Source organism: uncultured Friedmanniella sp. (assembly GCF_964244285.1).
GTDB lineage: Bacteria > Actinomycetota > Actinomycetes > Propionibacteriales > Propionibacteriaceae > Microlunatus.
The window spans coordinates 16,010-40,462 of the sequence record NZ_CAXTHT010000013.1 but is presented as its reverse complement, the minus strand read 5'-3'; the positions used below and the strand labels follow the sequence as shown (position 1 = coordinate 40,462).

General features: G+C 71.3%; 20 protein-coding genes and 1 pseudogene. 16 read left to right on the top strand and 5 right to left on the bottom strand.

What is annotated here, in order from left to right; genetic code table 11:
• Positions 1–73: 73 nt before the first annotated feature.
• The 6 genes from ACFE7W_RS19130 (at position 74) to ACFE7W_RS19105 (ending at position 6,656) form a co-directional block, all read left to right on the top strand.
• Positions 74–268, top strand: coding sequence for a DUF3046 domain-containing protein (locus ACFE7W_RS19130; RefSeq protein ID WP_375426423.1), 195 nt, complete (start codon positions 74–76; stop codon positions 266–268).
• A gap of 101 nt (positions 269–369) precedes the next feature.
• On the top strand, positions 370–1,470 hold the full coding sequence (locus ACFE7W_RS19125) for an alpha/beta hydrolase (RefSeq protein ID WP_375426422.1): 1,101 nt from the start codon (positions 370–372) through the stop codon (positions 1,468–1,470).
• Positions 1,471–1,656: 186 nt separating this feature from the next.
• Positions 1,657–2,706: a recombinase RecA gene (gene recA / locus ACFE7W_RS19120; RefSeq protein ID WP_375426421.1), complete on the top strand. Its 1,050-nt coding sequence runs from the start codon at positions 1,657–1,659 to the stop codon at positions 2,704–2,706.
• 294 nt (positions 2,707–3,000) lie between these two features.
• Complete coding sequence (locus ACFE7W_RS19115) at positions 3,001–3,495, top strand: regulatory protein RecX (protein WP_375426420.1); 495 nt, start codon at positions 3,001–3,003, stop codon at positions 3,493–3,495.
• A 246-nt stretch (positions 3,496–3,741) separates the two neighbouring features.
• On the top strand, positions 3,742–5,412 hold the full coding sequence (gene rny / locus ACFE7W_RS19110; protein WP_375426419.1) for a ribonuclease Y: 1,671 nt from the start codon (positions 3,742–3,744) through the stop codon (positions 5,410–5,412).
• A 56-nt stretch (positions 5,413–5,468) separates the two neighbouring features.
• Positions 5,469–6,656 (top strand): cysteine desulfurase-like protein, encoded by a 1,188-nt coding sequence (locus ACFE7W_RS19105; RefSeq protein ID WP_375426418.1) that lies wholly within the window; start codon positions 5,469–5,471, stop codon positions 6,654–6,656.
• 25 nt (positions 6,657–6,681) lie between these two features.
• Here ACFE7W_RS19105 and ACFE7W_RS19100 read toward each other — a convergent pair whose 3' ends face one another.
• Entirely contained in the window at positions 6,682–7,584 is a 903-nt protein-coding gene (locus ACFE7W_RS19100) for an aldose 1-epimerase family protein (RefSeq protein WP_375426417.1), read from the bottom strand.
• Positions 7,585–7,656: 72 nt separating this feature from the next.
• On the opposite strand from ACFE7W_RS19100, the gene miaB reads away from it, so the two are divergent.
• Positions 7,657–9,192, top strand: coding sequence for a tRNA (N6-isopentenyl adenosine(37)-C2)-methylthiotransferase MiaB (gene miaB / locus ACFE7W_RS19095; RefSeq protein ID WP_375426416.1), 1,536 nt, complete (start codon positions 7,657–7,659; stop codon positions 9,190–9,192).
• 22 nt (positions 9,193–9,214) lie between these two features.
• Here the strand turns inward: miaB and ACFE7W_RS19090 are convergent, their stop codons facing one another.
• Complete coding sequence (locus tag ACFE7W_RS19090) at positions 9,215–9,406, bottom strand: antitoxin (RefSeq protein ID WP_375426415.1); 192 nt, start codon at positions 9,404–9,406, stop codon at positions 9,215–9,217.
• Positions 9,407–9,521: 115 nt separating this feature from the next.
• On the opposite strand from ACFE7W_RS19090, the gene miaA reads away from it, so the two are divergent.
• The 5 genes and pseudogenes from miaA to ACFE7W_RS19065 all read left to right on the top strand — a co-directional run bounded on the left by miaA (position 9,522) and on the right by ACFE7W_RS19065 (position 15,955).
• Complete coding sequence (miaA, locus tag ACFE7W_RS19085; protein ID WP_375426414.1) at positions 9,522–10,511, top strand: tRNA (adenosine(37)-N6)-dimethylallyltransferase MiaA; 990 nt, start codon at positions 9,522–9,524, stop codon at positions 10,509–10,511.
• A 4-nt stretch (positions 10,512–10,515) separates the two neighbouring features.
• On the top strand, positions 10,516–11,355 hold the full coding sequence (gene dapF / locus ACFE7W_RS19080) for a diaminopimelate epimerase (protein WP_375426413.1): 840 nt from the start codon (positions 10,516–10,518) through the stop codon (positions 11,353–11,355).
• 5 nt (positions 11,356–11,360) lie between these two features.
• The gene (locus ACFE7W_RS19075) at positions 11,361–12,128 is read left to right on the top strand and encodes a glucose 1-dehydrogenase (protein WP_375426412.1); all 768 of its coding nucleotides are present in this window, start codon (positions 11,361–11,363) and stop codon (positions 12,126–12,128) included.
• A gap of 266 nt (positions 12,129–12,394) precedes the next feature.
• Positions 12,395–13,751, top strand: a pseudogene (hflX, locus tag ACFE7W_RS19070) (GTPase HflX).
• 239 nt (positions 13,752–13,990) lie between these two features.
• Positions 13,991–15,955 carry an ATP-dependent DNA helicase gene (locus tag ACFE7W_RS19065; RefSeq protein WP_375426441.1) on the top strand — a complete coding sequence of 655 codons (1,965 nt, stop codon included), beginning with the start codon at positions 13,991–13,993 and terminating at the stop codon, positions 15,953–15,955.
• Between the two features lie 24 nt (positions 15,956–15,979).
• Here ACFE7W_RS19065 and lexA read toward each other — a convergent pair whose 3' ends face one another.
• Positions 15,980–16,834, bottom strand: coding sequence for a transcriptional repressor LexA (gene lexA / locus ACFE7W_RS19060; protein ID WP_375426411.1), 855 nt, complete (start codon positions 16,832–16,834; stop codon positions 15,980–15,982).
• A 596-nt stretch (positions 16,835–17,430) separates the two neighbouring features.
• On the opposite strand from lexA, the gene ACFE7W_RS19055 reads away from it, so the two are divergent.
• The 4 genes from ACFE7W_RS19055 to ACFE7W_RS19040 all read left to right on the top strand — a co-directional run bounded on the left by ACFE7W_RS19055 (position 17,431) and on the right by ACFE7W_RS19040 (position 22,082).
• Positions 17,431–17,628: a hypothetical protein gene (locus ACFE7W_RS19055; protein WP_375426410.1), complete on the top strand. Its 198-nt coding sequence runs from the start codon at positions 17,431–17,433 to the stop codon at positions 17,626–17,628.
• 101 nt (positions 17,629–17,729) lie between these two features.
• Complete coding sequence (locus ACFE7W_RS19050; protein WP_375426409.1) at positions 17,730–18,152, top strand: DUF2752 domain-containing protein; 423 nt, start codon at positions 17,730–17,732, stop codon at positions 18,150–18,152.
• Between the two features lie 330 nt (positions 18,153–18,482).
• A complete protein-coding gene (nrdR, locus tag ACFE7W_RS19045) occupies positions 18,483–19,031 on the top strand; it encodes a transcriptional regulator NrdR (protein ID WP_375426408.1) in 549 nt (182 codons plus the stop codon).
• Between the two features lie 180 nt (positions 19,032–19,211).
• On the top strand, positions 19,212–22,082 hold the full coding sequence (locus ACFE7W_RS19040; RefSeq protein WP_375426407.1) for a vitamin B12-dependent ribonucleotide reductase: 2,871 nt from the start codon (positions 19,212–19,214) through the stop codon (positions 22,080–22,082).
• A gap of 101 nt (positions 22,083–22,183) precedes the next feature.
• Here the strand turns inward: ACFE7W_RS19040 and ACFE7W_RS19035 are convergent, their stop codons facing one another.
• Both ACFE7W_RS19035 and ACFE7W_RS19030 read right to left on the bottom strand, forming a co-directional pair.
• Positions 22,184–23,218, bottom strand: coding sequence for a molybdopterin-dependent oxidoreductase (locus ACFE7W_RS19035; protein ID WP_375426406.1), 1,035 nt, complete (start codon positions 23,216–23,218; stop codon positions 22,184–22,186).
• Positions 23,197–24,438 carry a PrsW family intramembrane metalloprotease gene (locus ACFE7W_RS19030; protein ID WP_375426405.1) on the bottom strand — a complete coding sequence of 414 codons (1,242 nt, stop codon included), beginning with the start codon at positions 24,436–24,438 and terminating at the stop codon, positions 23,197–23,199. Before ACFE7W_RS19030 ends, ACFE7W_RS19035 begins: the two co-directional genes overlap by 22 nt.
• Between the last annotated feature and the right edge of the window lie 15 nt (positions 24,439–24,453).

Here is a 24,453-nt window from a genome sequence, read left to right as displayed (position 1 = left end):
GGGTAGGCTGCCCGGCGCCCGGGCCGGTGGGAGCCGGACGGGATCGCGATGGGACCGACGAGGACGGGTGGGCGTGAAGGAGACCGAGCTGTGGCAGCGGCTGCAGCAGCACCTGGGTGCGGGGTACTACCGCGTCTGGGCGGCCGAGTACAGCCTGGCTGACCTGCAGAACCGCACGGTGGCCCAGGCGGTCGCCGATGGGGTGCCGGCCAAGACGGTCTGGCGTGCGGTCTGGTCCGCTCTGGACCTGCCGCCGCGCGAACGCTGACCCCTACCTCGCTGAGAGGGACCTGTGCGGCTCGGCAGCCACTGCTGTGGATCGGCCGCCGTGGAGGGCACCGAGGAACCTCGGCCGTTCGTTCTCCCGGTGTGAGTCTCACCGGACCGGCGTTGGTCGTCCTGCTGCTCGCTGCTGCGGTGGCGCTGCCCCTCGTTCTGGTGCTGGTGTGGCGACGGCGGAGCGGGGTGCTCACCGGGGCGCTGCGGTGGCTGGTGATCCTGCTCTGCCAGGTGCTGGCCGTCGCCGGCGCGGTCGCTGCCGCCAACGACAGCTTCGGCTTCTACAACAGCTGGGATGACCTGCTGGGCCGCACCGCCAAGGGTGGGCAGGCACCGACCGCGAACCAGCTGGTGCCGGCCGACGGCTCTCAGGGACGGATCGTGTCGCTCCCGGTGGCCCTGGGCAGCGGGCAGGGCGGCCACGGCGAGCACGGCTCGCACGCCGGCGAGCGGTTCCGCGTCCTGGTCTGGCTGCCGCCGCAGTACGACCAGCCTCAGTTCCGCAGCCAGCGGCTACCGGTGACGATGATGTTGCCTGGCCAGCCGGGGACCCCTGCGGGGGTCTTCCGCGAGTTCAACTTCGGCGGGGCCGCCACCGCGGCTATCGCAGCCGGACAGGTCAAGCCGTTCGTGGCCGTCATCCCGCCGATCATGATCGACCCGCCGCGCGACACCGAGTGCACCGACGTCCAGGGTGGACCGCAGGCGGAGAGCTGGCTCGACAGGGACGTCCGCGACGCTGTGGTGCGGCACTTCCGGGTGAGCACCTCGGCGCACCAGTGGGCGGTCATGGGCTGGAGCACCGGCGGCTTCTGCGCCGCCAAGCTGGTGCTGCGTGACGCTGACCATTTCGGGGCCGCGGTCGGACTCGGCGGCTACTACGACAGCGAGACCGACCCCACCACCGGCAAGCTGTTCGGCGACAGCCTGTGGCGACGGGAGGAGAACTCACCGCTCTGGCTCATCCGGCACGCCACCGGCACCACGCGCCTGCTGATCGTCTCGAGCCAGCAGGATCGGGATTCCTGGGCGGGCGTGCACTACGCGGACTCCGGCGCGATGGTCGCGGCCACGAGGGGAATGCCCGGGGTCGCGACGATCGTCTTGCCCGAAGGGGGTCACAACTACCACGTCTACCGCGCCACCCTGCCGCAGGTGTTCAGCTGGCTGGGGGCCAACGCCGGGCTGTGAGCCCTGCGGGGTCGGCGCGGCGTGTCGGGATGCGCGTCGAACAGGTGTTCGGTAAGTTGTCCACCGGTTCGACATGCATGTTGGTTGTCCACAGCTGCTCGTCGTCCCGCACGATTGTCAGTGCGCCTCCTTAGAGTCCCTGCACAGACCGAACGACACGAACGCCCGGACGGGTGAGGGAAGGACATGATGGCGACCAACGACCGCGAGAAGGCGCTGGAGACAGCACTCGCCCAGATCGACAAGCAGTACGGCAAGGGGTCGGTGATGCGGCTCGGCGACGAGGTCCGCGCTCCGCTCGAGGTCATCCCGACCGGATCCATCGCCTTGGACGTGGCTCTCGGCATCGGCGGTCTGCCCCGCGGCCGGGTGATCGAGATCTACGGCCCCGAGTCCAGCGGTAAGACCACGGTGGCGCTGCACGCGATCGCCAACGCCCAGGCCGCCGGCGGCATCTGCGCCTTCATCGACGCCGAGCACGCGCTCGACCCGGACTACGCGGCCAAGCTGGGGGTCGACACCGACTCGCTGCTGGTCAGCCAGCCCGACAACGGCGAGCAGGCGCTGGAGATCGCCGACATGCTGGTCCGCTCCGGCGCGATCTCGCTGATCGTCATCGACTCGGTGGCCGCGCTGACCCCGCGCGCCGAGATCGAGGGTGAGATGGGGGACAGCCACGTCGGCCTGCAGGCCCGGCTGATGAGCCAGGCGCTGCGGAAGATGACCGGCGCGCTGAGCAACTCCAACACCACGGCCATCTTCATCAACCAGCTGCGCGAGAAGATCGGAGTGATGTTCGGCTCGCCCGAGACCACCACCGGTGGCAAGGCCCTGAAGTTCTACGCCTCCATGCGGTTGGACATCCGCCGGATCGAGACGCTGAAGGACGGCCAGGAGATGGTCGGCAACCGGACGCGGGTCAAGGTGGTCAAGAACAAGGTCGCACCGCCCTTCAAGCAGGCCGAGTTCGACATTCTCTACGGTCAGGGAATCAGCCGCGAGGGCAGCCTGATCGACCTCGGCGTCGACGCGGGCATCGTCCGCAAGGCCGGGGCCTGGTTCACCTACGACACCGACCAGCTGGGTCAGGGCCGGGAGAACGCTCGCAGCTACCTGCGGGCCAACCCCGACCTGGCCGACGAGCTGGAGAAGAAGATCAAGGAGAAGCTGGGGATCGGTCCTCAGGTCGACGCGCCGGCCGGGGTCGACCCGGTGACCGGCGAGGTGGAGTTCTAGGCCTTGGCCGAGAGCGACGCACTCACGGCGGCGGCCGCCGGGTCAGAGGGCGACGACCCGGTGGCCGTCGCCCGGGAGTGGCTCGCCCGGAACGGTGCTCACGCACCCGAGCCGGAACCATCTCTGCTGGTGTCAGCGCGCTGGGAAGGTCTGAGCCGACCAGAGTCTCAACCTCAGGTCGAGGGCGAGAGCGGCAACCGAAGCCGTCGTGGTCGGGAGGGGCGTGGTGGTCGACGTGAGCGCGGCAGCCGGCGTGAGCTCGACGAGTCCGCCCCCGAGGTCGACGCCGATCCCGTGGCCGTAGCCCGGACGATCGTGCTCCGCAAGCTCGCGGCCCAGGCCCGGACGCGGCACGAGCTGGCTCGGGCACTGGCGGCCCGCCAGGTGCCGGAAGACGTGGCGCAGAGCGTCCTCGAGCGGTTCGAGGCCGTCGGACTCGTGGACGACGCCACCTTTGCTCGGGACTGGGTGGAATCGAGGCAGCAGCGGCGCCACCTGTCGAAGTCGGCCCTGCGGCGCGAGCTGCAGACCAAGGGCGTCGACCGGGACCACATCGACGCCGCGGTGAGCCACGTCGACGGTGGCGACGAGACCGCAGCCGCGCAGGCGTTGGCGGAGAAGAAGCTGAGGACGGTGGTCGGGCTGCCGCGCGAGGTCCAGTACCGAAGGCTGGCCGGTGCACTGGCTCGTCGCGGGTTCAGCGGCAGTATCACCGCGTCGGTCCTCGGACCGCTGCTCGACGCCTCGGCGGACGCCGATGAGGCAGATGAGCCGCTTATGCCGGGGTGACCGGTGCTTGACCGGGATGGGCGCCAACCATATTCTGCAAGGACGAGGTTTCACCGCTGTTGTTCTTGATATGTAAACGGTCCGCCGCTCGACTTATGAGATTTACAGTTTGCGAATTACTGGTTACCTGATTTTCACGGCACGCGCCGGACGGGGGTCCCGCTCGTCCACGATCGTCCCGCGGGTTGGCCCGTCCAGCGTGAAGCCTCTTGATTGCACGTGTGAGCGTGTAGACGGGAGTGCGCCATGAATGCAGGTCTGCTGGTGTTGTTGCTGGTGGTCGTCGGGGTCCTGATAGCGGCTCTTGCGGTAGCGGTCGTGGTGTTGACCAGACGAAAGCCAGCAGCGGTCAGCGCTGCTGACCTCCAGGCCGCTCCGGTCGAGAGCGTGTCGGTGCCGCAGGTGATGGCAGCAACCGAGGTCGACGACGGACTGGAGTCGCGGCGGGCCGAGCTCGACGCCCGGGCGGGCGAGCTGACTGCGCTGCGGCAGCGCACCGAGACCGAGTACCGCGACCTCCAGAGCAAGGCCGACGCGCTGATGGCGACGGCGCAGACCGCGCGGGCCGAGGCGGACGACGAGGCTCGAGCGCGTCGGTCCGAGCTTCGCGACCAGCGCACGGACCTCGAGCGTCGTGAGCAGCGGCTGTCTGACCGTGAGGAGCGGTTGGACACCGAGGCTCGGTCCCTGGAGGAGCGCGGGCGGAGCCTCGACGAGCTCAAGGGCCAGCTCAAGGCTCAGCGTCAGGCTTTGGTCGAGGTCGAGGCCGAGCAGCAGCAGGTTCTCGAGCGGGTGGCCGGACTGACCGCGGAGCAGGCCAAGGCCGAGCTGGTGGCCGCGGTCGAGCACGAGGCCAAGCGGCAGGCCGTGCTGGTGGCCCGCGACATCGAGCGCCAGGCGACGCGGGACGCCGACGCCAAGGCCCGCTCGATCGTCGTCGGAGCCATCCAGCGGGTCGCCTCGGAGCAGACGTCGGAGTCGGTCGTGTCGGCGGTCCACCTCCCCGGGGACGACATGAAGGGCCGGATCATCGGGCGGGAGGGCCGCAACATCCGGGCCTTCGAGCAGGTGACCGGGGTCAACGTGATGATCGACGACACCCCGGAGTCGGTGCTCCTCTCCAGCTTCGACCCGGTTCGCCGCGAGACGGCACGGATGACCCTGAGCGAGCTGGTCAAGGACGGCCGGATCCACCCGCAGCGGATCGAGGAGGTGCACGAGCGCAGCAAGAACCAGATCGAGCAGCAGTGTCTCCGTGCCGCGGAGGACGCGATGGCTGAGGTCGGGATCTCCGACCTGCACCCGGCGCTGGTGCCGATCCTCGGCACGCTGCGCTACCGCACCTCCTACGGCCAGAACGTGCTGAAGCACCTGATCGAGAGCGCTCACATCGCTGGCCTGATGGCGGCCGAGATGCGGCTCGACGTGGCCCAGTGCAAGCGGTCGGCGTTCCTGCACGACATCGGCAAGGCGCTCACCCACGAGGTGGAGGGCTCGCACGCCATCATCGGGGCGGACCTCGCCCGCCGCTACGGGGAGGACCCCGACGTCGTCCACGCGATCGAGGCCCACCACAACGAGGTCGAGGTGCGGACGGTGGAGGCGGTGCTCACCCAGGCCGCGGACGCGATCAGCGGCTCCCGGCCGGGGGCGCGCCGCGAGAGCATCGAGGCCTACGTCCAGCGGCTGGAGCGGCTGGAGGAGATTGCCGGGTCGCGCGAGGGGATCGACAAGGTCTTCGCCATGCAGGCCGGGCGTGAGCTGCGGGTGATGGTCATCCCGGAGGTGGTCGACGACATCGAGGCGCAGGTCCTGGCTCGCGACATCGCCAAGCAGATCGAGGAGGAGCTGACGTACCCGGGTCAGATCCGGGTCACGGTGGTCCGGGAGTCCCGGGCCACCGAGACGGCCCGCTAGCCTCGTCCGCCCCTCGGCGCCGTGGAGCTGCTGAGCCGCGCTGGTAGGTTCCGCCCGTGCCCTTCGCCTCGTCTCAGATCCGGTCCGACTTCCCGGCGCTGGCCGCCGGCCTGGCCCACTTCGACTCCCCGGGCGGCACCCAGACCCCGGCTCCGGTGATCGAGGCGATCAGCAGCGCGCTGGCCGGACCGCTGGCCAACCGCGGACACGGCAACGCCGGTCAGCGCAACGCCGAGGCCGTCGTCGTGCAGGCCCGGCAGGCGGTCGCCGACCTCGTAGGCGGCCGGCCCGAGGGCGTGGTCTTCGGCCGCAGTGCCACTCAGCTCACCTTCGACTTCTCGCGCACCATCGCTGCGTCCTGGTCGCCCGGCGACGAGGTGGTGGTCAGTCGGCTGGACCACGATGCGAACATCCGTCCCTGGCTGGTGGCCGCCGAGGCGCGCGGAGCGGTGGTGCGGTGGGTCGAGTTCGACCCGACGACGGCCGAGCTCGACCCGGCGCAGCTGGCCGGGGTGCTGAGCGACCGCACCCGGCTGGTCGCGGTGACGGCCGCGAGCAACCTGCTGGGCACGATGCCCGACGTCGCGGCCATCGCCGAGCTGGTGCATGCGGCCGGCGCTCAGCTCTGGGTCGACGGCGTCCACTACAGCGCCCACGCCCTGGTCGACCTCGGTGCCCTGGGGTGTGACTACTTCGTCTGTTCGCCGTACAAGTTCCTCGGTCCGCACCACGGCGTCCTGGTCGCGGAGCCGTCGTTGCTGGAGTCCCTGCACCCGGACAAGCTGCTGCCCTCCACCGACGCCGTTCCCGAGCGGTTCGAGCTGGGGACGCTGCCGTATGAGGTCCTCGCCGGTACGACGGCGGCGATCGACTACCTGGCCGGGCTGGTGCCCGGCTCCGGCAGCCGGCGGGACCGGCTGGGGGCGTCGCTGGCCGCCATCGAGCAGACGGAGCAGCGGCTGGTCGAGCGGATCGAGCGAGGCCTGGCCGATCTCGGCGCCACCCGCTACAGCAAGGCCCGGCACCGGACCTCGACCCTGCTCTTCGACCTGCCCGGTATCGCCGCGGCCGAGGTCGCCGACCGGCTCGCGGCCGTCGGGGTCAGCGCGCCCGCCGGACACTTCTACGCTCTCGAGGCGTCGCGGCACCTCGGGTTGGGCGATCGGGGCGCCGTCCGGGTGGGGCTGGCTCCCTACAGCGACGATGGCGACGTCGACCGGCTGCTGTCCGGACTGGCCGGCTGAGGCGACCGGTGAGCAGCCGGAGGCGTCAGCGGCCGGTGACGCCCCAACGACCGGTGTAGCTCTTACCCGGCGCGAGGACGAGCATGCCGTCGTGGGTCGGGCCCTCGTTGAACGCGTCGGGCCCGCAGGTCATCGGCTCGACAGCGATCGAGAGGTTCCGGAAGTTCTCCCCGGTGAAGATCTGGATCCAGGTCATCGTGGCGTCGCCCCACAGCTCGGCCTGGCGCTCGCCGAGGCTGAGCCGGACCCGCCAGCGGCCGTCCTCGTCGCGGTCGAGGTTGGTGTAGGCGGTGTCCAGGTTGGTGGCACCGAGCGGCTTGCCGCCGCGCAGGTCCTGCTCCAGCCCGTCCACCGGCGAGACGCGCACCGGCAGCAGTCGGTCGTCGACCTCCAGGTAGGAGGCTGCCGGGACGGTGATCGCCACCTCGTCCACGGTCTCCTCCCCGACGGTCAGGTAGGGGTGGCACGCGTAGCCGAAGGGCACGTCGGCGCTGCCGATGTTCGTCGCGCGGACGGTGACCTGCAGGCCGCGCTCGCTGACCTGGTGGGTGACCTGGGCCTCGATGATGCCGGGCCAGCCGGACTCGGGGTAGATCCGCACCCGCTGGGTGATCGAGTCCGCCGCCTGCTCGGTCACCGTCCACACCGCGTGCCGGGCGAGCCCGTGGATGGCGTTGTGCCGCTTGGGCTCGGTCAGCGAGAGCTGTTGAGCGGTGCCGCCGAAGGAGTACTTCCCGTCGCGGATCCGGTTCGGCCAGGGCAGCAGCTGCTGGCCGCGACCGCCCTTGATCACGTCCTCGGCCTCGAAGCCCCGCACCACGTGCCGGCCGTCGACGGTGTAGGTCCGCAGCGTGGCCCCCACCTCGGTGACGACGGCCGTGTGCTTGCCGCTGACGATCTCGTACTGCTCACCCGTGGGATTGGTCACGACGCAGGACTCTATGCCCCGGCGGTCGCAGCGCTGCTCAGCAGTGCGGGCGGCCGTTAGGCTGGTGGCGCCATGACGACCGTCGCTTCCCGCCCTGCCGACCATCCCGCGCCGACCGCCCCTCCCGCGGAGGGCAGGACCTACCAGGTCCGTACCCACGGCTGCCAGATGAACGTGCACGACTCCGAACGGCTCGCCGGCCTGCTGGAGACGGCGGGCTACCGTCCCGCCCCGGGCGGCGCCACGCCGGACGTGATGGTGTTCAACACCTGCGCGGTCCGGGAGAACGCGGACAACAAGCTCTACGGCACCCTCGGGCACCTGCGGCCGACCAAGGACGCGACGCCCGGGATGCAGATCGCCGTCGGTGGCTGCCTGGCCCAGAAGGACCGCGGCGAGATCGTCCGTCGGGCCCCCTGGGTCGACGTGGTCTTCGGCACCCACAACATCGGCGCGCTGCCGGTGCTGCTGGAGCGGGCCCGCGTCGAGCGGGAGGCCCAGGTGGAGATCGAGGAGGCCCTGACGACCTTCCCATCCAACCTGCCGACCCGACGAGATTCCGCCTACGCGGCCTGGGTCTCGGTCAGCGTCGGCTGCAACAACACCTGCACGTTCTGCATCGTGCCCTCGCTGCGGGGCCGCGAGACCGACCGTCGACCCGGGGACGTGCTCGCCGAGATCGAGATGCTCGTGGCCGACGGCGTCCAGGAGGTCACGCTCCTGGGCCAGAACGTGAACGCCTACGGCGTGGAGTTCGGCGACCGGGCCGCCTTCGCCAAGCTGCTGCGTGCCTGCGGCCAGATCGAGGGGCTGGAGCGGGTCCGCTTCACCTCCCCCCACCCCAAGGACTTCACCGACGACGTGATCGCGGCGATGGCGGAGACGCCGAACGTGATGCCGCAGCTGCACATGCCGCTGCAGTCCGGCTCGGACGCTGTGCTGCGGGCGATGCGCCGGTCCTACCGCAGCGAGCGCTACCTGGGGATCATCGACCGGGTCCGGGCGGCGATGCCGCATGCGGCCATCACCACCGACATCATCGTCGGTTTCCCCGGCGAGACCGAAGCCGACTTCCAGGCCACCCTGGACGTCGCCGCCGCCTCCCGCTTCGCGGCCTCGTTCACCTTCCAGTACTCCATCCGGGCCGGGACGCCGGCAGCCACCATGCCGGACCAGATCCCGAAGGCGGTCGTGCAGGAGCGCTACGAGCGGCTGGTCGCCCTGGTCGACGACATCGCCTGGCAGGAGAACCGGGCCCTGGTCGGGGCCGAGGTCGAGGTGATGTTCGCCGACGGTGAGGGCCGCAAGGACGCGGCGACCTCGCGGATGTCGGGCCGGGCGCGGGACAACCGGTTGGTCCACGTGGCCGTGCCCACGGACCCGGCGCAGCGTCCCCGGCCCGGCGACCTCGCCACCACCACCATCACCTACTCGGCCCCGCACCACCTGACCGCCGATGCCGGTCTCACCGGACTGCGGCGCACCCGCGGCGGCGACGCGTGGCAGGACCGGCGGTCGGCACCGCGGCCGGCTGCGGTGGGGCTCGGGCTGCCGGCGGTCGGCGTGCCCGCACCGCTCGCCCCGGCCGACGCCTGCGCCCCGCGCTGACGCCGTCCGGGACGGGCATGGCTCAGGCCGGCGGCTGGTCCTTGCCGAGGTAGCCGTCGAGCCGCTCCTTGGCCTCGGCGACGCCTTTGTCGATCTGGTCGCCGTGCTTGCCGCCGGTGCGCTCGTCCACGAGGTCACCCAGCTTGTCCAGCCCCGAGTCGACCTGGTCCGGGTGCGAGCTCAGTGCGTCCTTGGCCTTGTCGAAGATGCCCATCCGGCACCGCCCTCTCGTCGTCGTTGGTCCAACCGCGACCGGGATCGTCCCCGGTCGACCGAGCCCACCCTGCCCTGCGCGGCAGCCCGGGACAAGGGCGGGGTCGGGGCGGCCGATGCGGAAGACTGAGGCGGTGACCGTGGTGCTGGTGGGCGCGACCGCCGTGGGCAAGTCCACGCTCGCGGTGCGGCTGGCTCAGCGCTACCGGGCGGCAGGGCGGCCGGCCGAGGTGGTCAACGCCGACTCGATGCTGGTCTACCGGGGCATGGACATCGGCACGGCCAAACCGACGGTCTCCGAGCGCGAGGGAGTCCCGCACCACCTCCTCGACGTGCTCGAGGTGCATCAGACCGCCACGGTCGCGGACTTCCAGGTGATGGCGCGCGCGGCGATCGCCGACTGCCGCCGCCGGGCAGTCATCCCCATCGTGGTGGGTGGCTCGGCTCTCTACGTCCGGGCGGTGGTCGACGACTTCGCGTTCCCGGGCACGGACGCCCGGGTGCGCGGACCGCTGGAGGACGAGCTGGCCCGCGTCGGACCCGCCGCGATGCACGCCCGGTTGGCGGCGGCGGACCCGGCGTCGGCGGCGATGATCGAGCCGGCCAACGGCCGCCGGATCGTCCGGGCGCTCGAGGTGGTGGAGCTGACCGGGGCGCCGTACCGGGCCTCGCTGCCCGAGCACCGCTACCTGCTGCCGGACGTGGTCCAGATCGGGCTGAGGATCGACCGGCCGACCCTGGACGAGCGGATCACGCGGCGGGTGGCCGCCATGTGGGACGCCGGCTTCGTCGACGAGGTGCGCCGGCTCGCCGCGCTGCGTCCCGGCTTGCGGGACGGGGTGACGGCGTCCCGGGCGCTCGGCTACCGCCAGCTGCTCGCTCATCTCGACGGCGAGCTGACCGAGGCCGAGGCGCGGGAGCAGACCGTGCTGGGGACCCGCCGGTTCGCCCGTCGCCAGGGAGGCTGGTTCCCCCGCGACCCCCGCATCGGCTGGCTCGAGTGGGACCGGCCCGATCTGGTGGACGCCGCTGCGACCCTCGCCGGACCGACGGGCAACGGTCCGGCGAGCAACGGTCCAGGGGGCCGCGACCCGATGGAAGACTGACCGCATGCGTCACTGGTCGTTCACGAAGGGTCACGGCACGGAGAACGACTTCGTCCTGCTGCTGGACCGGGAGTCGATGCTGCACGTCGGGCCGGCCGAGGTGCGCTACCTCTGTGACCGCCGGGCGGGCGTCGGCGGGGACGGCCTGCTACGGGCGGTGGCGGCCCGGCACATCGCGGAGTGGGACGGCGACGGCTCGCTCTGGTTCATGGACTACCGCAACGCCGACGGCTCGGTAGCCGAGATGTGCGGCAACGGCCTGCGTGTCTTCGCGCGGTTCCTGCTCGACTCCAACCTGGCGTCGGGGCCGACGCTGGACATCGCGACCCGGACCGGGCTCCAGCAGGCGACGGCGCTACGCGACGGCCGGATCCGGGTCTCCATGGGTCCGGTGACCGTCGGCGCCGACGCGGCCGGCGTGCCGGTCACCACGGCGGACGGGCAGCGTTTCGCCGCGCGGCCGGCCGACGTGGGCAACCCGCACGCGGTGAGCTTCGTCGACGAGCTCGACACCCTGGACCTGCACCTCAGCCCCAGCTTTCCGGCAGACGCCTTTCCCGACGGCGTGAACCTGGAGTTCGTCCGCCGGCTCGGACCCGAGCACCTGGCCATGCGGGTGCACGAGCGCGGCGTGGGGGAGACCCGGTCCTGCGGGACCGGCACGGTGGCGGCCGCCGCCGCGGCCCGGGCGCAGTCCGCCGAGGCCGACCCGCTGCCGGTCACCTATCGTGTCGACGTGCCTGGGGGCTCGGTGGAGGTCGAGCTCACCGACGACCAGGCCTATCTGACCGGCCCGGCGGTACTCGTGGCGACCGGTCAGGTGACGGTGCCCGAGGAGGGGTAATGGTAATGGCAGTTCTGGACACGTTCTCGCTGGCCGGCAAGGTCTCGGTGGTGACGGGGGCCAACCGCGGCATCGGCCGCGCGCTCACGACGGCCTTGGCGGAGGCGGGCAGCGACGTGGTGCTGCTGGTGCGCGACGCCGCGGCCGGAGCCGAGGCGGCCGCCGAGATCGAGGCGCTCGGGGTCCGCGCCGCGGTGGTCACCGCTGACGTGACCGACCTGGACTCGGTGAACCAGGCGGCCGAGGATGCCGTGGCCGCCTTCGGCCGGGTCGATGTGCTGGTCAACAACGCCGGCACCTGCGTGCACCGTCCGGCGCTCGAGGTGAGCGCGCAGGAGTGGCAGACGGTGTTGGACGTGAACGTGACCGGTGTCTGGAACTGTGCGCAGGCCTTCGGCCGGGGGATGGTCGCCCAGGGCAGCGGCACCATCGTCAACATCGGTTCCATCTCGGCGATGATCGTGAATCGGCCGCAGCAGCAGCCCGGGTACAACGCCTCGAAGGCCGCCGTGCACCAGCTGACCCGCTCGCTGGCCGCGGAGTGGGCGCCGTCCGGGGTCCGGGTGAACGCGCTGGCTCCGGGCTACATCAAGACCGAGATGGCGCCCGTCGACAACCCGGAGTTCCGCCGGCACTGGATCGAGGACGCGCCCATGCAGCGCTACGCCATGCCGGCCGAGCTCGGGCCCAGCGTCGTGTTCCTGGCTTCGGCAGCCTCCTCCTTCATGACCGGTGAGGTGCTCGTGGTCGACGGTGGGTACACGCTCTTCTGAGTAGGGTGTGCGGTCGGCGGGAGGGGGGAAAAGGTCTCGCCGCCCTTGGCTCACCGTGAGAGCCTGGAGGCAACATGACCGTCCCTGACCAGTCCGTGCCCGCCCCCGACCAGCGCGACGAGCTGCTGATCGAGCACCTGGACCCTCGCGAGCACCCCGAGTTCGCTGGGCGCCAGGCGTCGTCATCGACACCGCCGGCCGGCCCTGCCGAGGAGGCCCACGCCGAAGAGGGCTTCGACGGCGACCAGCAGGACCTCGCCGACCGCATCTCGCTGCGCCGGGTCGCCGGCATGTCGACCGAGCTGACCGACATCACCGAGGTCGAGTACCGCCAGTTGCTGCTCGAGCGGGTCGTCCTGGTCAGCGTCTGGACCACGGGGACCGCGGTCGACGCCGAGAACTCCCTGGCCGAGCTCAAGCTGCTCGCCGAGACCGCCGGGTCGCAGATCCTGGAGGGGCTGATCCAGCGTCGCGGCCGGCCCGACCCCGCGACCTTACATCGGCAGCGGCAAGGTCGAGGAGCTGCGTGAGGTGGTCGTGGCCACGGGCGCCGACACGGTGATCTGCGACGGCGAGCTGAGCCCCGCGCAGCTGCGCAACCTGGAGGACAAGGTCAAGGTCAAGGTGATCGACCGGACCGCGCTGATCCTCGACATCTTCGCCCAACACGCGCAGAGCGCCGAGGGCAAGGCACAGGTCGAGCTGGCGCAGCTGAACTACCTCAAGCAGCGGCTGCGCGGCTGGGGTGGCAACCTGTCCCGGCAGGCTGGTGGTCGCGCCGCCGGCGGGGCGGGGATCGGCGGTCGTGGCCCGGGTGAGACCAAGCTCGAGACCGACCGGCGTCGGATCAACAGCCGGATCGCCAAGCTGCGGGCCACGCTGCGTGAGATGGACGGCACCCGGGAGACCAAGCGGGCCGAGCGTCGACGCAACGAGGTCCCCTCGGTGGCCATCGTGGGCTACACCAACGCCGGCAAGTCGAGCCTGCTCAACCGCCTCACCGGGGCCGGCGTGCTGGTCGAGGACGCCCTCTTCGCCACTCTCGACCCGACCACCCGACGCAGCACCACCGCCGACGGACGCGTCTACACCCTGACCGACACGGTCGGCTTCGTCCGGCACCTGCCGCACGACCTGGTCGAGGCGTTCGCCTCCACGTTGGAGGAGTCTGCGCAGGCCGACCTGCTGGTGCACGTCGTCGACGCCTCCGACCCCGATCCCGACGGCCAGATCAGCGCCGTGCGCGCGGTGCTCGCCGACATCGGCGCGGGCGGCGTCGCCGAGCAGATCGTGCTGAACAAGGCCGACCAGGCCGACCCGGCCGTCCTCACGACGCTGCGGACCACATACCCGGGCGCGGTCATCGCCTCGGCGCGGACGGGTCAGGGTCTCGACGAGGTCCGCACGGTGGTCGAGGGTCGGTTGCCCCGGCCCGAGGTGTCGGTCCGCGTCCTGCTGCCCTACGAGCGCGGCGACCTGCTGGACCGCATCCACCGGGCCGGCGAGATCTCCTCCCTCGAGCACACCGGCACGGGGACCCTGGTGGCGGCCCGCGTCCTCGGCTCGCTCGCCGGTGAGCTGGAGCCCTACGCCCTCGCGGCCAGCGACCGTGTCTCCGACTGAGCCGCTGCCCGTTCCCTGAGCTTGTCGACGGGCGTCGTCCACAGGATCTGAGTGCGTCGACGCCGTCCCCAGGCCGGTGCCGCGTTCCTGCCGGGCACCGGCGGCGACGTTAGAGTTCTGCGGTGAGTCCCGCTCCTCCTGCCACCCAGGCCACCACCAAGGCCGCGGCCGGTCACCGCGATGTCCTGGTCGCGGCGGTGGAGGCCATCGGTGGCGCCGAGCGAGCCGGCCAGGTGACCATGGCCGACGCCGTACAGGACGCCCTGGCCAGCGGTCGGCACCTGCTGGTCCAGGCCGGTACCGGGACGGGGAAGTCGCTGGGCTACCTGGCCCCGATCCTGGTCCGGCTCGTCCGCAACCGGGAACGGATCGTCGTCGCCACGGCCACGCTGGCCCTGCAGTCCCAGCTCGCCGACAACGACATCCCCGCGGCTCTCGACGCCGTCGAGGCGGTGACCGGGCGCCGGCCCAGCCACGCCATCCTCAAGGGCCGCACCAACTACGCCTGCCTGCTCCGCACCCGCGACGGCGGCACGGGCGACCAGAGCACCCTCATCTCAGCGGCCGACCTCCGCGAGACCATCGCCGCCTCACCGCTCGCCACGCCCGAGTCGGCGCTCGGCGCGGAGGTGGTGGCGCTCCGCGAGTGGGTCGAGTCCGAAGCCGCGGCGGGCGGACTGGCCGACCGGGACTCCGCGCCCACCCACACCGAGCGGGGCTGGCAGCAGGTCTCGATCCCGGCGCGGGAGTGCCTCGGGGTCCAGCGCTGTCCCTACGGCGACGCCTGCCTGGTGGAGAAGTCCCGAGAGGTGGCCCGAGCGTCCGACCTCGTGGTCACCAACCACGCGCTCCTGGCCATCAACGCCATGCACGGCGGGACGGCGTTGCCGGAGCACTCGGCCGTGGTCATCGACGAGGCGCACGAGCTGGTCGCCCGGGTCACCGGTGCGGCCTCCGCCGAGCTCAGCCCGCAGCAGGTCGAGCGCGTCGCACGCCGGGCCCTCACCTACCTCGACGACGACCTCGGCCTGGAGCTGCTCGAGTCTGCGGACGCGCTGCGAAGCGCGCTCGACGTCGCTCCGCTCGAACGGGTCGAGGACGCCGACTCGGCCTTCGTCGCCGCCTGCGCGACGGTTCGTAACGCCGCCCGGGCCGCAGTCGGCGCGCTGACCGCGGGAGAGGACCGGCAGGATCCCGATCGCCGCCAGGCCGCGGCGGCGGTCAAGGAGGTCTTCGACGTGGCCGAGCGGATGGCGGGCCTGGCGGCCACCGATGTGGTCTGGGTCCTGGAGCGGGAGCGCTCCGGTCGCGAGGCGAGAGTCGCGCCGCTGACGGTCGCCGGGCTGATGCGGGCCAGCGTCTTCGGCGAGCACACCACGATCCTGACCTCGGCCACGCTGAAGCTGGGCGGGGACTTCGACCAGGTCGCGGGCAACCTCGGGCTCAAGGCTGCCGAGCGCGACGACACGTTCCCGGCTCGGGCCGCAGCCCCTACGGACGAGGACCGCGACCCGGGGCCGGCCGAGATGCAGCCTTGGCGCGGCCTGGACGTCGGCTCGCCGTTCGACTACCGCCGCCAGGGGATCCTCTACGTGGCGCGGAACCTGCCCCAACCCGGACGGGACGGGCTGCCTCCGGAGACGCTGGCCGAGATCGCCGAGCTCACCTGGGCGGCCGGTGGCCGGACCCTCGGCCTCTTCTCGTCGCGGCGGGCGGCCGAGGCGGCCGCCGTGCACGTCCGCAAGCAGCTGCCGAAGCTGACGGTCCTCTGCCAGGGTGACGCCCAGCTCTCCGAGCTCACCCGCCGGTTCATTGCCGAGGAGGAGGCGAGCCTGTTCGGCACGCTGTCGCTCTGGCAGGGCGTCGACGTCCCGGGTGTGACCTGCTCGCTGGTCATCATCGACCGGATCCCGTTCCCGCGGCCGGACGAGCCGCTGACCCAAGCGCGCCAGCGAGCGGTGGCCGAGGCCGGCGGCAACGGCTTCATGGCCGTCGCCGCCACGCACGCCGCGCTGCTGCTCGCGCAGGGCTCAGGCCGGCTCATCCGACGGACGAGCGACCGCGGCGTCGTCGCGGTGCTGGACCCGCGGCTCACCACCGCGCGGTACGGAAACTACCTGCAGGCGTCCATGCCCCCCATGTGGCAGACCGGGGACCGGGAGACCGTGATCCAGGCACTGCGCCGGCTCTCCGGTCAGGTCTGAGCCGCCGGGCGGCCCAGACCTCACTCAGATCTTGCGCAGGACCGCCACGACCTTGCCCAGGATCGAGGCGTGGTTGCCGTCGATCGGGTCGTACGCCGCGTTGTGCGGCAGCAGCCAGACCTGGCCCTCGGTGCGCTTGAACGTCTTGACGGTGGCCTCGTTGTCCAGCAGGGCCGCCACGATGTCGCCGTTGTCCGCCGTCGGCTGCTGCCGCACCACGACCCAGTCCCGGTCGCAGATGGCGGCCTCGATCATCGAGTCGCCCCGCACCTCGAGCAGGAACATGGTGCCCTCGCCGACCAGCTGACGAGGCAGGGCGAAGACGTCCTCGATCCGCTCCTCAGCCAGGATCGGGCCGCCGGCGGCGATCCGCCCGAGAACCGGCACGTGGACCGGGGCCGGGTAGGCGTTGCCCACGTCGGTCTGGTCGAAGTGGGTCCCGCCCGGGCCGAAGCCCGAGCCGACGTCGCGTTCCGCGCTCGACCCGGCATCGTCGGGCAGCAGCACCTCGAGTGCTCGGGGCCGGTGCGGGTCGCGTCGCAGGAACCCCTTCTGCTCGAGCACCTTCAGCTGGTGCGCGACGCTGGAGGAGCTGGCCAGTCCGACGGACTCGGCCATCTCGCGGATGCTCGGCGGGTAGCCGCGGGCGTCGACCGCGTGCTTGATCACCTCGAGGATCCGGCGCTGCCGCGGCGTCAGGCCGTATCCGTCAGCCGGTCCGTCGGGGAGCGGCCGGACGCTGGCCGCCCCGGCGAGCTGGGCCTCGATCTCGGCCGCGCTGGGGCGGCCGCGTCGGCGTCCGGTCGGCTTGGCCGCACTCGGTTCCCCAGGCGCTGGGGCGGGGGGGTCGGTGGGTGTGGAGTCGTCACGATCTGCCATGCGCCTGACATTAGAGAGAGCCGCTGACAAATTCAAACACCTGTTCGAGGTGTGTCGCTGACGACGTCCTGCTCATCCCGGGCCTGGCGCCGAGCTCGCGAAAACTGTCAGTGGCTCTTGATTCGATCAACGACATGGTGACACGAGTCCTTCTCCAGCGGTCCGACCGGCTCCCCGGCTCGGTCCGCGGATCGAACACGCGTTCTCTTGCCCTTGGCAAGCGAGCGCCGATGCGGTACAAATCAAACGTACGTTCTATCGAACGCCCGTTCGACCTCTCCACTAGGAGCTCGTCCATGAACGCCACCACTCTCGAGGCTCCGGCCAGCGGCCGGCAGCACGGCCCGACGGCCCCTGCCACGCCCAGAACCTCCGTGCCCACGACCGTCGCGTCCAGAACCGTCGTGTCCAGAACCGTCGCGCCCGCAACCGTCGAGCCACGCACGGTGACCGGCCGCACCATGCCTGGTCGTACCGCTCCCGTGCGTCCGGCTCGGCGGTCGGGGCGGGGGACGGGACCGGCTGCCCGGCCGCCGCTGCCGCTCAGCGCACCGGTGGTGACGGTCGGGCGCCGTGCTGGGGCGTGGTCCTGCGCGGTGCCCGCACCGACGCGGTCCAGCGCTACGACGTCGTGGCGGCTGACCGAGCGGGCCATCGCGTTGATCCTGGTGACCGGCCTCGTCGTCGTCACCGCCGCACTGGCCGTGGTGGGGTTGACTGCGGTGCGCGTGACCGGTGAGCGGTATCACGCTCCCCAGAGATCGTCGAATGTCTCGACCCTCCAGACCCCCTGACCTCCCGAGACCCCCTGACCTCCCGAGATCCTCTGACCCCCCGAGCCCCTGTTACTGCTGCAGAATCCCTGGCTGCTCCGGACACGAGGCAGAATGTCGGGGTGGACTCCGCCGCTCAGCCGCATCGGCCGTTCCAGGCTGGGCGCGGACTGGTCTACCTGGGTGGCTTCTTCGGCTACGGGCTCGCGGTGAGTGCGGTATACGCCACCACCGGGGTGGGGCTGCCGTGTCCCTTCCGAGCGCTGACCGGCTGGCAGTGCCCGCTGTGCGGCGGCACCCGGCTCGGTCGGGCCCTCCTCGAGGGCAACGTGGGGGCGGCCTTCGCGGACAACCCGGTGGTGTTCGTGGGTCTCGCCGTCCTCTCGGTCCTCGGCATCTTGTGGACCGTCGAGGTGCTCGGAGGGCCCGCAGTGCGGCTGCCTCGGGCCTGGGCCGCGCGCGTCCAGGCCGTGCACCCGACCCGGTGGCTGGTGGTCGCCCTCGGGCTCGCCGTCGCGTTCGTGGTGCTGCGCAACCTGTTCTGAACCAGCTCGTCCACTCCTCCCCATCGGCCCGGCCCCTGCCGTCAGGCTGCGTTGACTGACCCGCTCGCCGGCCGCCGACCCCTACGCGGACGTCAGGCTGGCGACACGCGAACGACACGCGGACGGTAGTGCGCTGCTCTTGCCGACACCGGCTCTCCGACGTAGTCTCTCTACATCTAGTAGTTACAGGGGTGTCATTCGTCCACAGGTAGTGGTCGGTTGCCCACAGTGATCCACAGGGTCGTCCACACGATCTCCACAGTCTTGTCCTCAGGGCCCTCCTCATGAGTGCCGTCCGAGACGCGGAGAGCCAGCAGGAGAGGAGTCGGCGTGCACTGTCCGTACTGCCGTCACCAGGACTCCAAGGTGCTGGACTCGCGGACGGCCGAGGACGGCGGCAGCATCCGGCGTCGCCGCCAGTGCCCCGCCTGCGAGCGCCGCTTCACCACGGTTGAGCAGATGCAGCTGGTGGTGGTCAAACGCAGCGGTGTGGTCGAGCCGTTCGGCCGCGACAAGGTCATCAGCGGGGTCCGCAAGGCTTGCAAGGGGCGACCGGTGACCGAGGACCAGCTCGCTCGGCTCGGCCAGCTGGTGGAGGACTCGCTACGGGCGTCGGGTCAGCCGGAGGTGCCGGCCGACGAGGTCGGTGTGGCCATCCTGGGTCCGCTCCGTGACCTCGACCAGGTCGCGTACCTCCGTTTCGCCAGCGTCTACCGCCAGTTCCGTTCCGTCGACGACTTCGAGGCCGAGATCGCGTTGCTGAGGGTCGAGCAGGACCCGACCGGCATCGAACCGCTGATCCCGGACCCGCTCGCTGCCAGCAAGGTGACGACGTTCACCCCGCACCGGCTCAGTCCCGGCCGCAAGAGCCCGCCCTGAGGCGACCGCCCCGCTGACCCCGGGGCAGGGTTCGCGTGGCCGGGGAAGGCCGGCGCGAGCTCAGCCCCGGTTCCACGTTCACCATCCCGTTCGACCCGCACGACCAGGCAGCACCAGTAACTCGGGGGAACCCACCGACGACGTCCGGCGAAGCGCTGGGCAGCACCAGAAAGGCACCACATGACCGAGTTGGCCCGTTCGGGGAACGGACGTACCGAGGCGCGCAAGTCCGGCCGCGGCAAGACCGCCGGCCTGAGCATCGACCGCGTCTTCACCACCGAGGGCGTCCACCCGTACGACGACGTCGTGTGGGAGCGTCGCGATGTCGTCCAGACGAACTGGAAGACCGGGGACGTGGTCTTCGAGCAGAAGGGTGTGGAGTTCCCCGACTTCTGGAGCGTCAACGCCTCGACGATCGTCACCACCAAGTACTTCCGTGGTGCTCTCGGCACGCCGGCGCGCGAGCAGGGGCTGCGCCAGCTCATCGACCGGGTCGTGCACACGTACCGGCAGGCGGGGGAGGAGCACGGCTACTTCGCCGGCCCGGCCGACGCCGAGGTCTTCGAGCACGAGATCACCTGGATGCTGCTGCACCAGTACTTCTCGTTCAACTCACCCGTCTGGTTCAACGTGGGTACCAAGTCCCCGCAGCAGGTCAGCGCGTGCTTCATCCTCAGCGTCGACGACTCGATGGACTCGATCCTGAACTGGTACCGCGAGGAGGGCTTCATCTTCAAGGGCGGCTCCGGTGCCGGGCTGAACCTGTCCCGGATCCGCTCCTCCAAAGAGCTGCTGAGCTCGGGCGGGACTGCTTCGGGGCCGGTCTCGTTCATGCGCGGCGCGGACGCCAGCGCGGGCACCATCAAGTCCGGCGGCGCCACCCGCCGTGCGGCGAAGATGGTCGTCCTCGACGTGGACCACCCCGACATCGAGGAGTTCATCGAGACCAAGGCGAGCGAGGAGAACAAGATCCGCGCGCTGCGCGACGCCGGCTTCGACATGGACCTCGGCGGCAAGGACATCACCTCGGTCCAGTACCAGAACGCCAACAACTCCGTCCGGGTCAACGACGAGTTCATGCGCGCCGTCGAGAACGGCTCCCAGTTCGGGCTGCGCGCCCGCACCGACGGCTCGGTCATCGAGACGGTCGACGCCCGGGCGCTGTGGGGCAAGATCGCGCAGGCCGCGTGGGCCTGCGCCGACCCCGGGATCCAGTACGACGACACCATCAACGACTGGCACACCACCCCGGAGTCGGGGCGCATCACCGCGTCCAACCCGTGCTCGGAGTACATGAGCCTGGACAACTCCTCCTGCAACCTGGCGAGCCTCAACCTGCTCAAGTTCCTGACTGACGACGACTCGTTCGACGCGGCCCTGTTCGAGCGGGCGGTCGAGCTGATCATCACGGCGATGGACATCTCCATCTGCTTCGCCGACTTCCCGACCGAGGCGATCGGTCAGACCACGCGTGACTACCGTCAGCTCGGTATCGGCTACGCCAACCTCGGCGCCCTGCTGATGGCCACCGGTCACGGTTACGACTCCGACGGCGGCCGCGCCTTCGCCGCCGCCGTGACCTCGCTGATGACCGGAACCGCCTATCGGCGCTCAGCCGAGCTGGCCGCGATCGTCGGCCCGTACGCCGGCTACGCGCGCAACGCCGACGCCCACCAGCGCGTGATGCGTAAGCACCAGGCCGCGAACGACTCGCTGCGGACGGTCGGCTCCCTCGACACCCACGTCCAGCAGCGCGCCACCAAGGCGTGGGACGGGGTGCTCAAGCTGGGCGAGGTCAACGGCTTCCGTAACGCCCAGGCCTCCGTTCTCGCGCCGACCGGCACCATCGGCTTCATGATGGACTGCGACACCACCGGCATCGAGCCGGACTTCTCGCTGGTGAAGTTCAAGAAGCTGGTCGGCGGTGGCTCGATGCAGATCGTCAACCAGACCATTCCCCGCGCGCTGCGCCGGATGGGCTACACAGGCGAGACCGTCGAGGCGATCGTGGAGTTCATCGCCGAGCACGGCCACGTCATCGACGCGCCAGGGCTCAAGCTGGAGCACTACGAGGTCTTCGACACCGCGATGGGCGCCCGCTCGATCAAGCCCATGGGTCACGTCCGGATGATGGCCGCCGCGCAGCCGTTCCTGTCGGGTGCCATCTCCAAGACGGTCAACCTGCCCGAGACCGCGACGGTCACCGAGATCGCCGACGTCTACCTGCAGGGCTGGAAGGCGGGCCTGAAGGCGCTCGCGGTCTACCGCGACAACTGCAAGGTCGGCCAGCCACTGAGTGACGGCGGCAAGAAGAAGGAGACGGCCGCAGTCGAGGTCGCCCCCGAGCCGACGGTGGTCGAGAAGGTGATCTACCGGCCCACCCGCAAGCGGCTGCCCAAGTCCCGTCCGAGCCGCACCACGTCGTTCTCGGTCGGCGGGGCGGACGGCTACATGACGTCGGGCTCCTATCCCGACGACGGCCTGGGCGAGGTGTTCCTCAAGCTCGGCAAGCAGGGCTCGACCCTGGCCGGGGTGATGGACGCGTTCTCGATCGCGGTGTCGGTGGGCCTGCAGTACGGCGTGCCGTTGGAGACCTTCGTGCAGAAGTTCACCAACCTGAAGTTCGAGCCCGCCGGCCTGACCGACGACACCGACATCCGGATGGCGCAGTCGATCATGGACTACATCTTCCGTCGGCTGGCGCTGGACTACCTGACCTTCGAGGACCGGGCCGAGCTGGGTATCTACACCGCCACCGAGCGGGCCCGTCAAGTCGAGACCGGTTCCTACCTGCCGGAGGAGGACGTCACCGAGGCCGAGTCGCTCAAGAACGACGCGGGCGACAACGTCGACACCAGCCTGCTGGACGAGCCGGACGTGGCGGCCGCCAAGCCCGCCCCGGCCACGGCCCGGACCACGTCGGAGCTGTTCGAGTCCCTCACCGGCACCAGCGTCGACGCCCCGCTCTGCCTGACCTGCGGGACGAAGATGCGTCCGAGCGGCTCCTGCTACGTCTGCGAGGGCTGCGGCTCCACCAGCGGCTGCAGCTGAGCACCGCTTGAGGTACGACGCCGGCCCGGTTCCCGAAGGGGGGCCGGGCCGGCGTCGTCGCACCGAGCGCGGACGACCGGGCACCGCTCACCGCGCAGGGCTCACTGCAGCGGGAAGGGCGGCGTGGCGGCCGCCGGGACGTCGCTCAGCGTCACCGAGGCCACCCACTTGACCCACCAGAAGCCGCGCCGGCCGGGGGCGACCAGCCGCACGGGTGCGCCCTGGCCGGCATCCAGCCGGGTTCCCTCGAGCCCGGTCGCCAGCCAGAGCCGGGACGCCTCGGCCGGCGGAAAGCGTCGGGAGTAGCCGGTGACGCTGCGCACCTCGACGCTGCGGGCGCCAGCGAGCGCATCCGGGTCCAGCAGGTCCGAGAGGGCGACGCCGGTCCAGGTGGCGTCGGCGTACCAGCCGCTGGTGCAGTCCAGCCGGGCCCGGACGGGTCCGCCGAGGGCCTCCAGGTCATCGCGGCCGAGCGGCCGGCCAGAGACGTCCACCCGGTGGACGGCCGGGTCGAGGTCCGGGACCCGGTCGAACAGCCAGATCGTCGCCGGGATGTCCGCCGGCGCCAGGGCGTGGGAGCCGGTGCTCAGCCGGCTGGCGGCGGGGGAGCGGGTCAGCCGCCCGGTCAGCTCGGCCGCCCCGTAGACCGCACCGGCGCCGAGGGTGAAGGTGCCGGTGACCAGCAGCCGGCGACGGGAGAGATCGCTGCGGCGGAGGCTGACCGGCCAGTGCCGGGCGGCGTGCACCACCAGGAAGAACACCAGCACCAAGGCGGCGCCCACGTGCACCTGGATGGGGCTGAGACCCAGCAGCACGCCGTAGCCGCCGAACACCTCGACGAACCCGGACACCAGGCAGGTCAGCACCAGGACCAGCAGCACGATGCTGGCCACCTGCAGCCGGCTCGCGCGCCAGATGATGGCCGTCTTCCACGGCACCAGCACGACGAGGCCGACCCCGACCAGCCCGTGCGCGATCCGCGCCGCCGTCGCCGGCGCCGGGGTGCCCGCGGCGAAGAGCAGCCCGCCGGTGAGCAGCTCACCGGCGAGCAACAGCAGGATGGCCAGGTTGGTCCGGCGGCCGGCCCGGCGCAGCGACCGGCGGAACCGCCGCGTCAGCGGGGCGGTGGCGACCACGGTCCTGAAGCGCCGGATTGGCCGTAACCGCCTGGCTGACCGTAGCCGCCCGACGGACCACCGTAGGGACCCTGCACGGCCGGGCGGGGTGGGGGCAGGATCACGTACGGTCGCAGGTCGTCCGCGTGCTGCAGCAGGACGCCCATCCGCTGGTTCAGGTCCCGCGGAGCGGTACCGTCGACGGCTCGCTGGTGCAGGAAGCCGATCTCGGTCATCGTCTGCTGATAGGCCCGCAGCGCCTGGGCGGCCGGCTTGCCGCCCTGCCGCTTGGCGTAGCCGCGGGAGGACATCCGGTCGGCCAGCCGGGCGACCCAGCGGATCTCGTCGCGCCGGTTCCAGCCCATGGCCGCGGTCTGCTCGAGGGCGGCGGTCAGCATCCGACCCTCCCGGACCCGGGCCCAGATCGCCAGCGCCAGCACCACGGCGAGCAGCGGCAGGAACACCGCCGCGTAGGCGGTGAGGAACCCGCGGGAACCGTAGAAGCTGCTGCCGTTCCAGGTGCCGTGCAACAGCACCGCGACGAGGTATCCCGCCAGCGGGGCCAGCCAGCGCAGTACGGGACGCCGGGTCGAGGCGGCGATCCCGACGCCGATGCCGGTGGCGGAGGTGAACAGGGGGTGCGCGAACGGGCTCATGATCCCTCGCAGCACGAAGGTCACCGTCAGTCCGGCTCCGCCACCGGAGCTGAGCGCGGAGGTGTAGTAGAGGATGTCCTCCACGAAGGCGAAGCCGATGCCGACCAGGCCGGCATAGACGATCCCATCCAGCAGACCGTGCACCTGGTCGCGCCGCAGGAGCAGCACGGCGACCAGGAACAGGCCCTTCCCGAACTCCTCGACGAGCGGCGCCAGCACGGCCGTGTCGACGAAGGCGTCGGTGCCCGGCAGGGAGAAGAGCAGCTGCTCGGCGAGAAAGCTGAGGATCACCGCGACCACCGCCCCCCAGCCGAGTGCGGCCAGCCGGTAGCGCGTGGGCTCCGGCTCGTAGCGGTCCAGCCAGAAGCAGACCGCGATCAGCAGCGGGAACGAGACGGCGGCGAGCAGCGTCGTCACGGCCGCGCCGACCGGGCCGCCGGTGAGCAGGATCAGGCCCGCGATCACCAGCGCCCCGACACCGAGGACCACCATCGCGACCCAGGTGAGCGCGGAGGTGCGCCGTCGCAGCAGGGCCGGCGGGACCACACCGGCCGGGACCGCGGGCAGGTACGGCTGGCCGGTCATGGGCCGGTCGTTCGC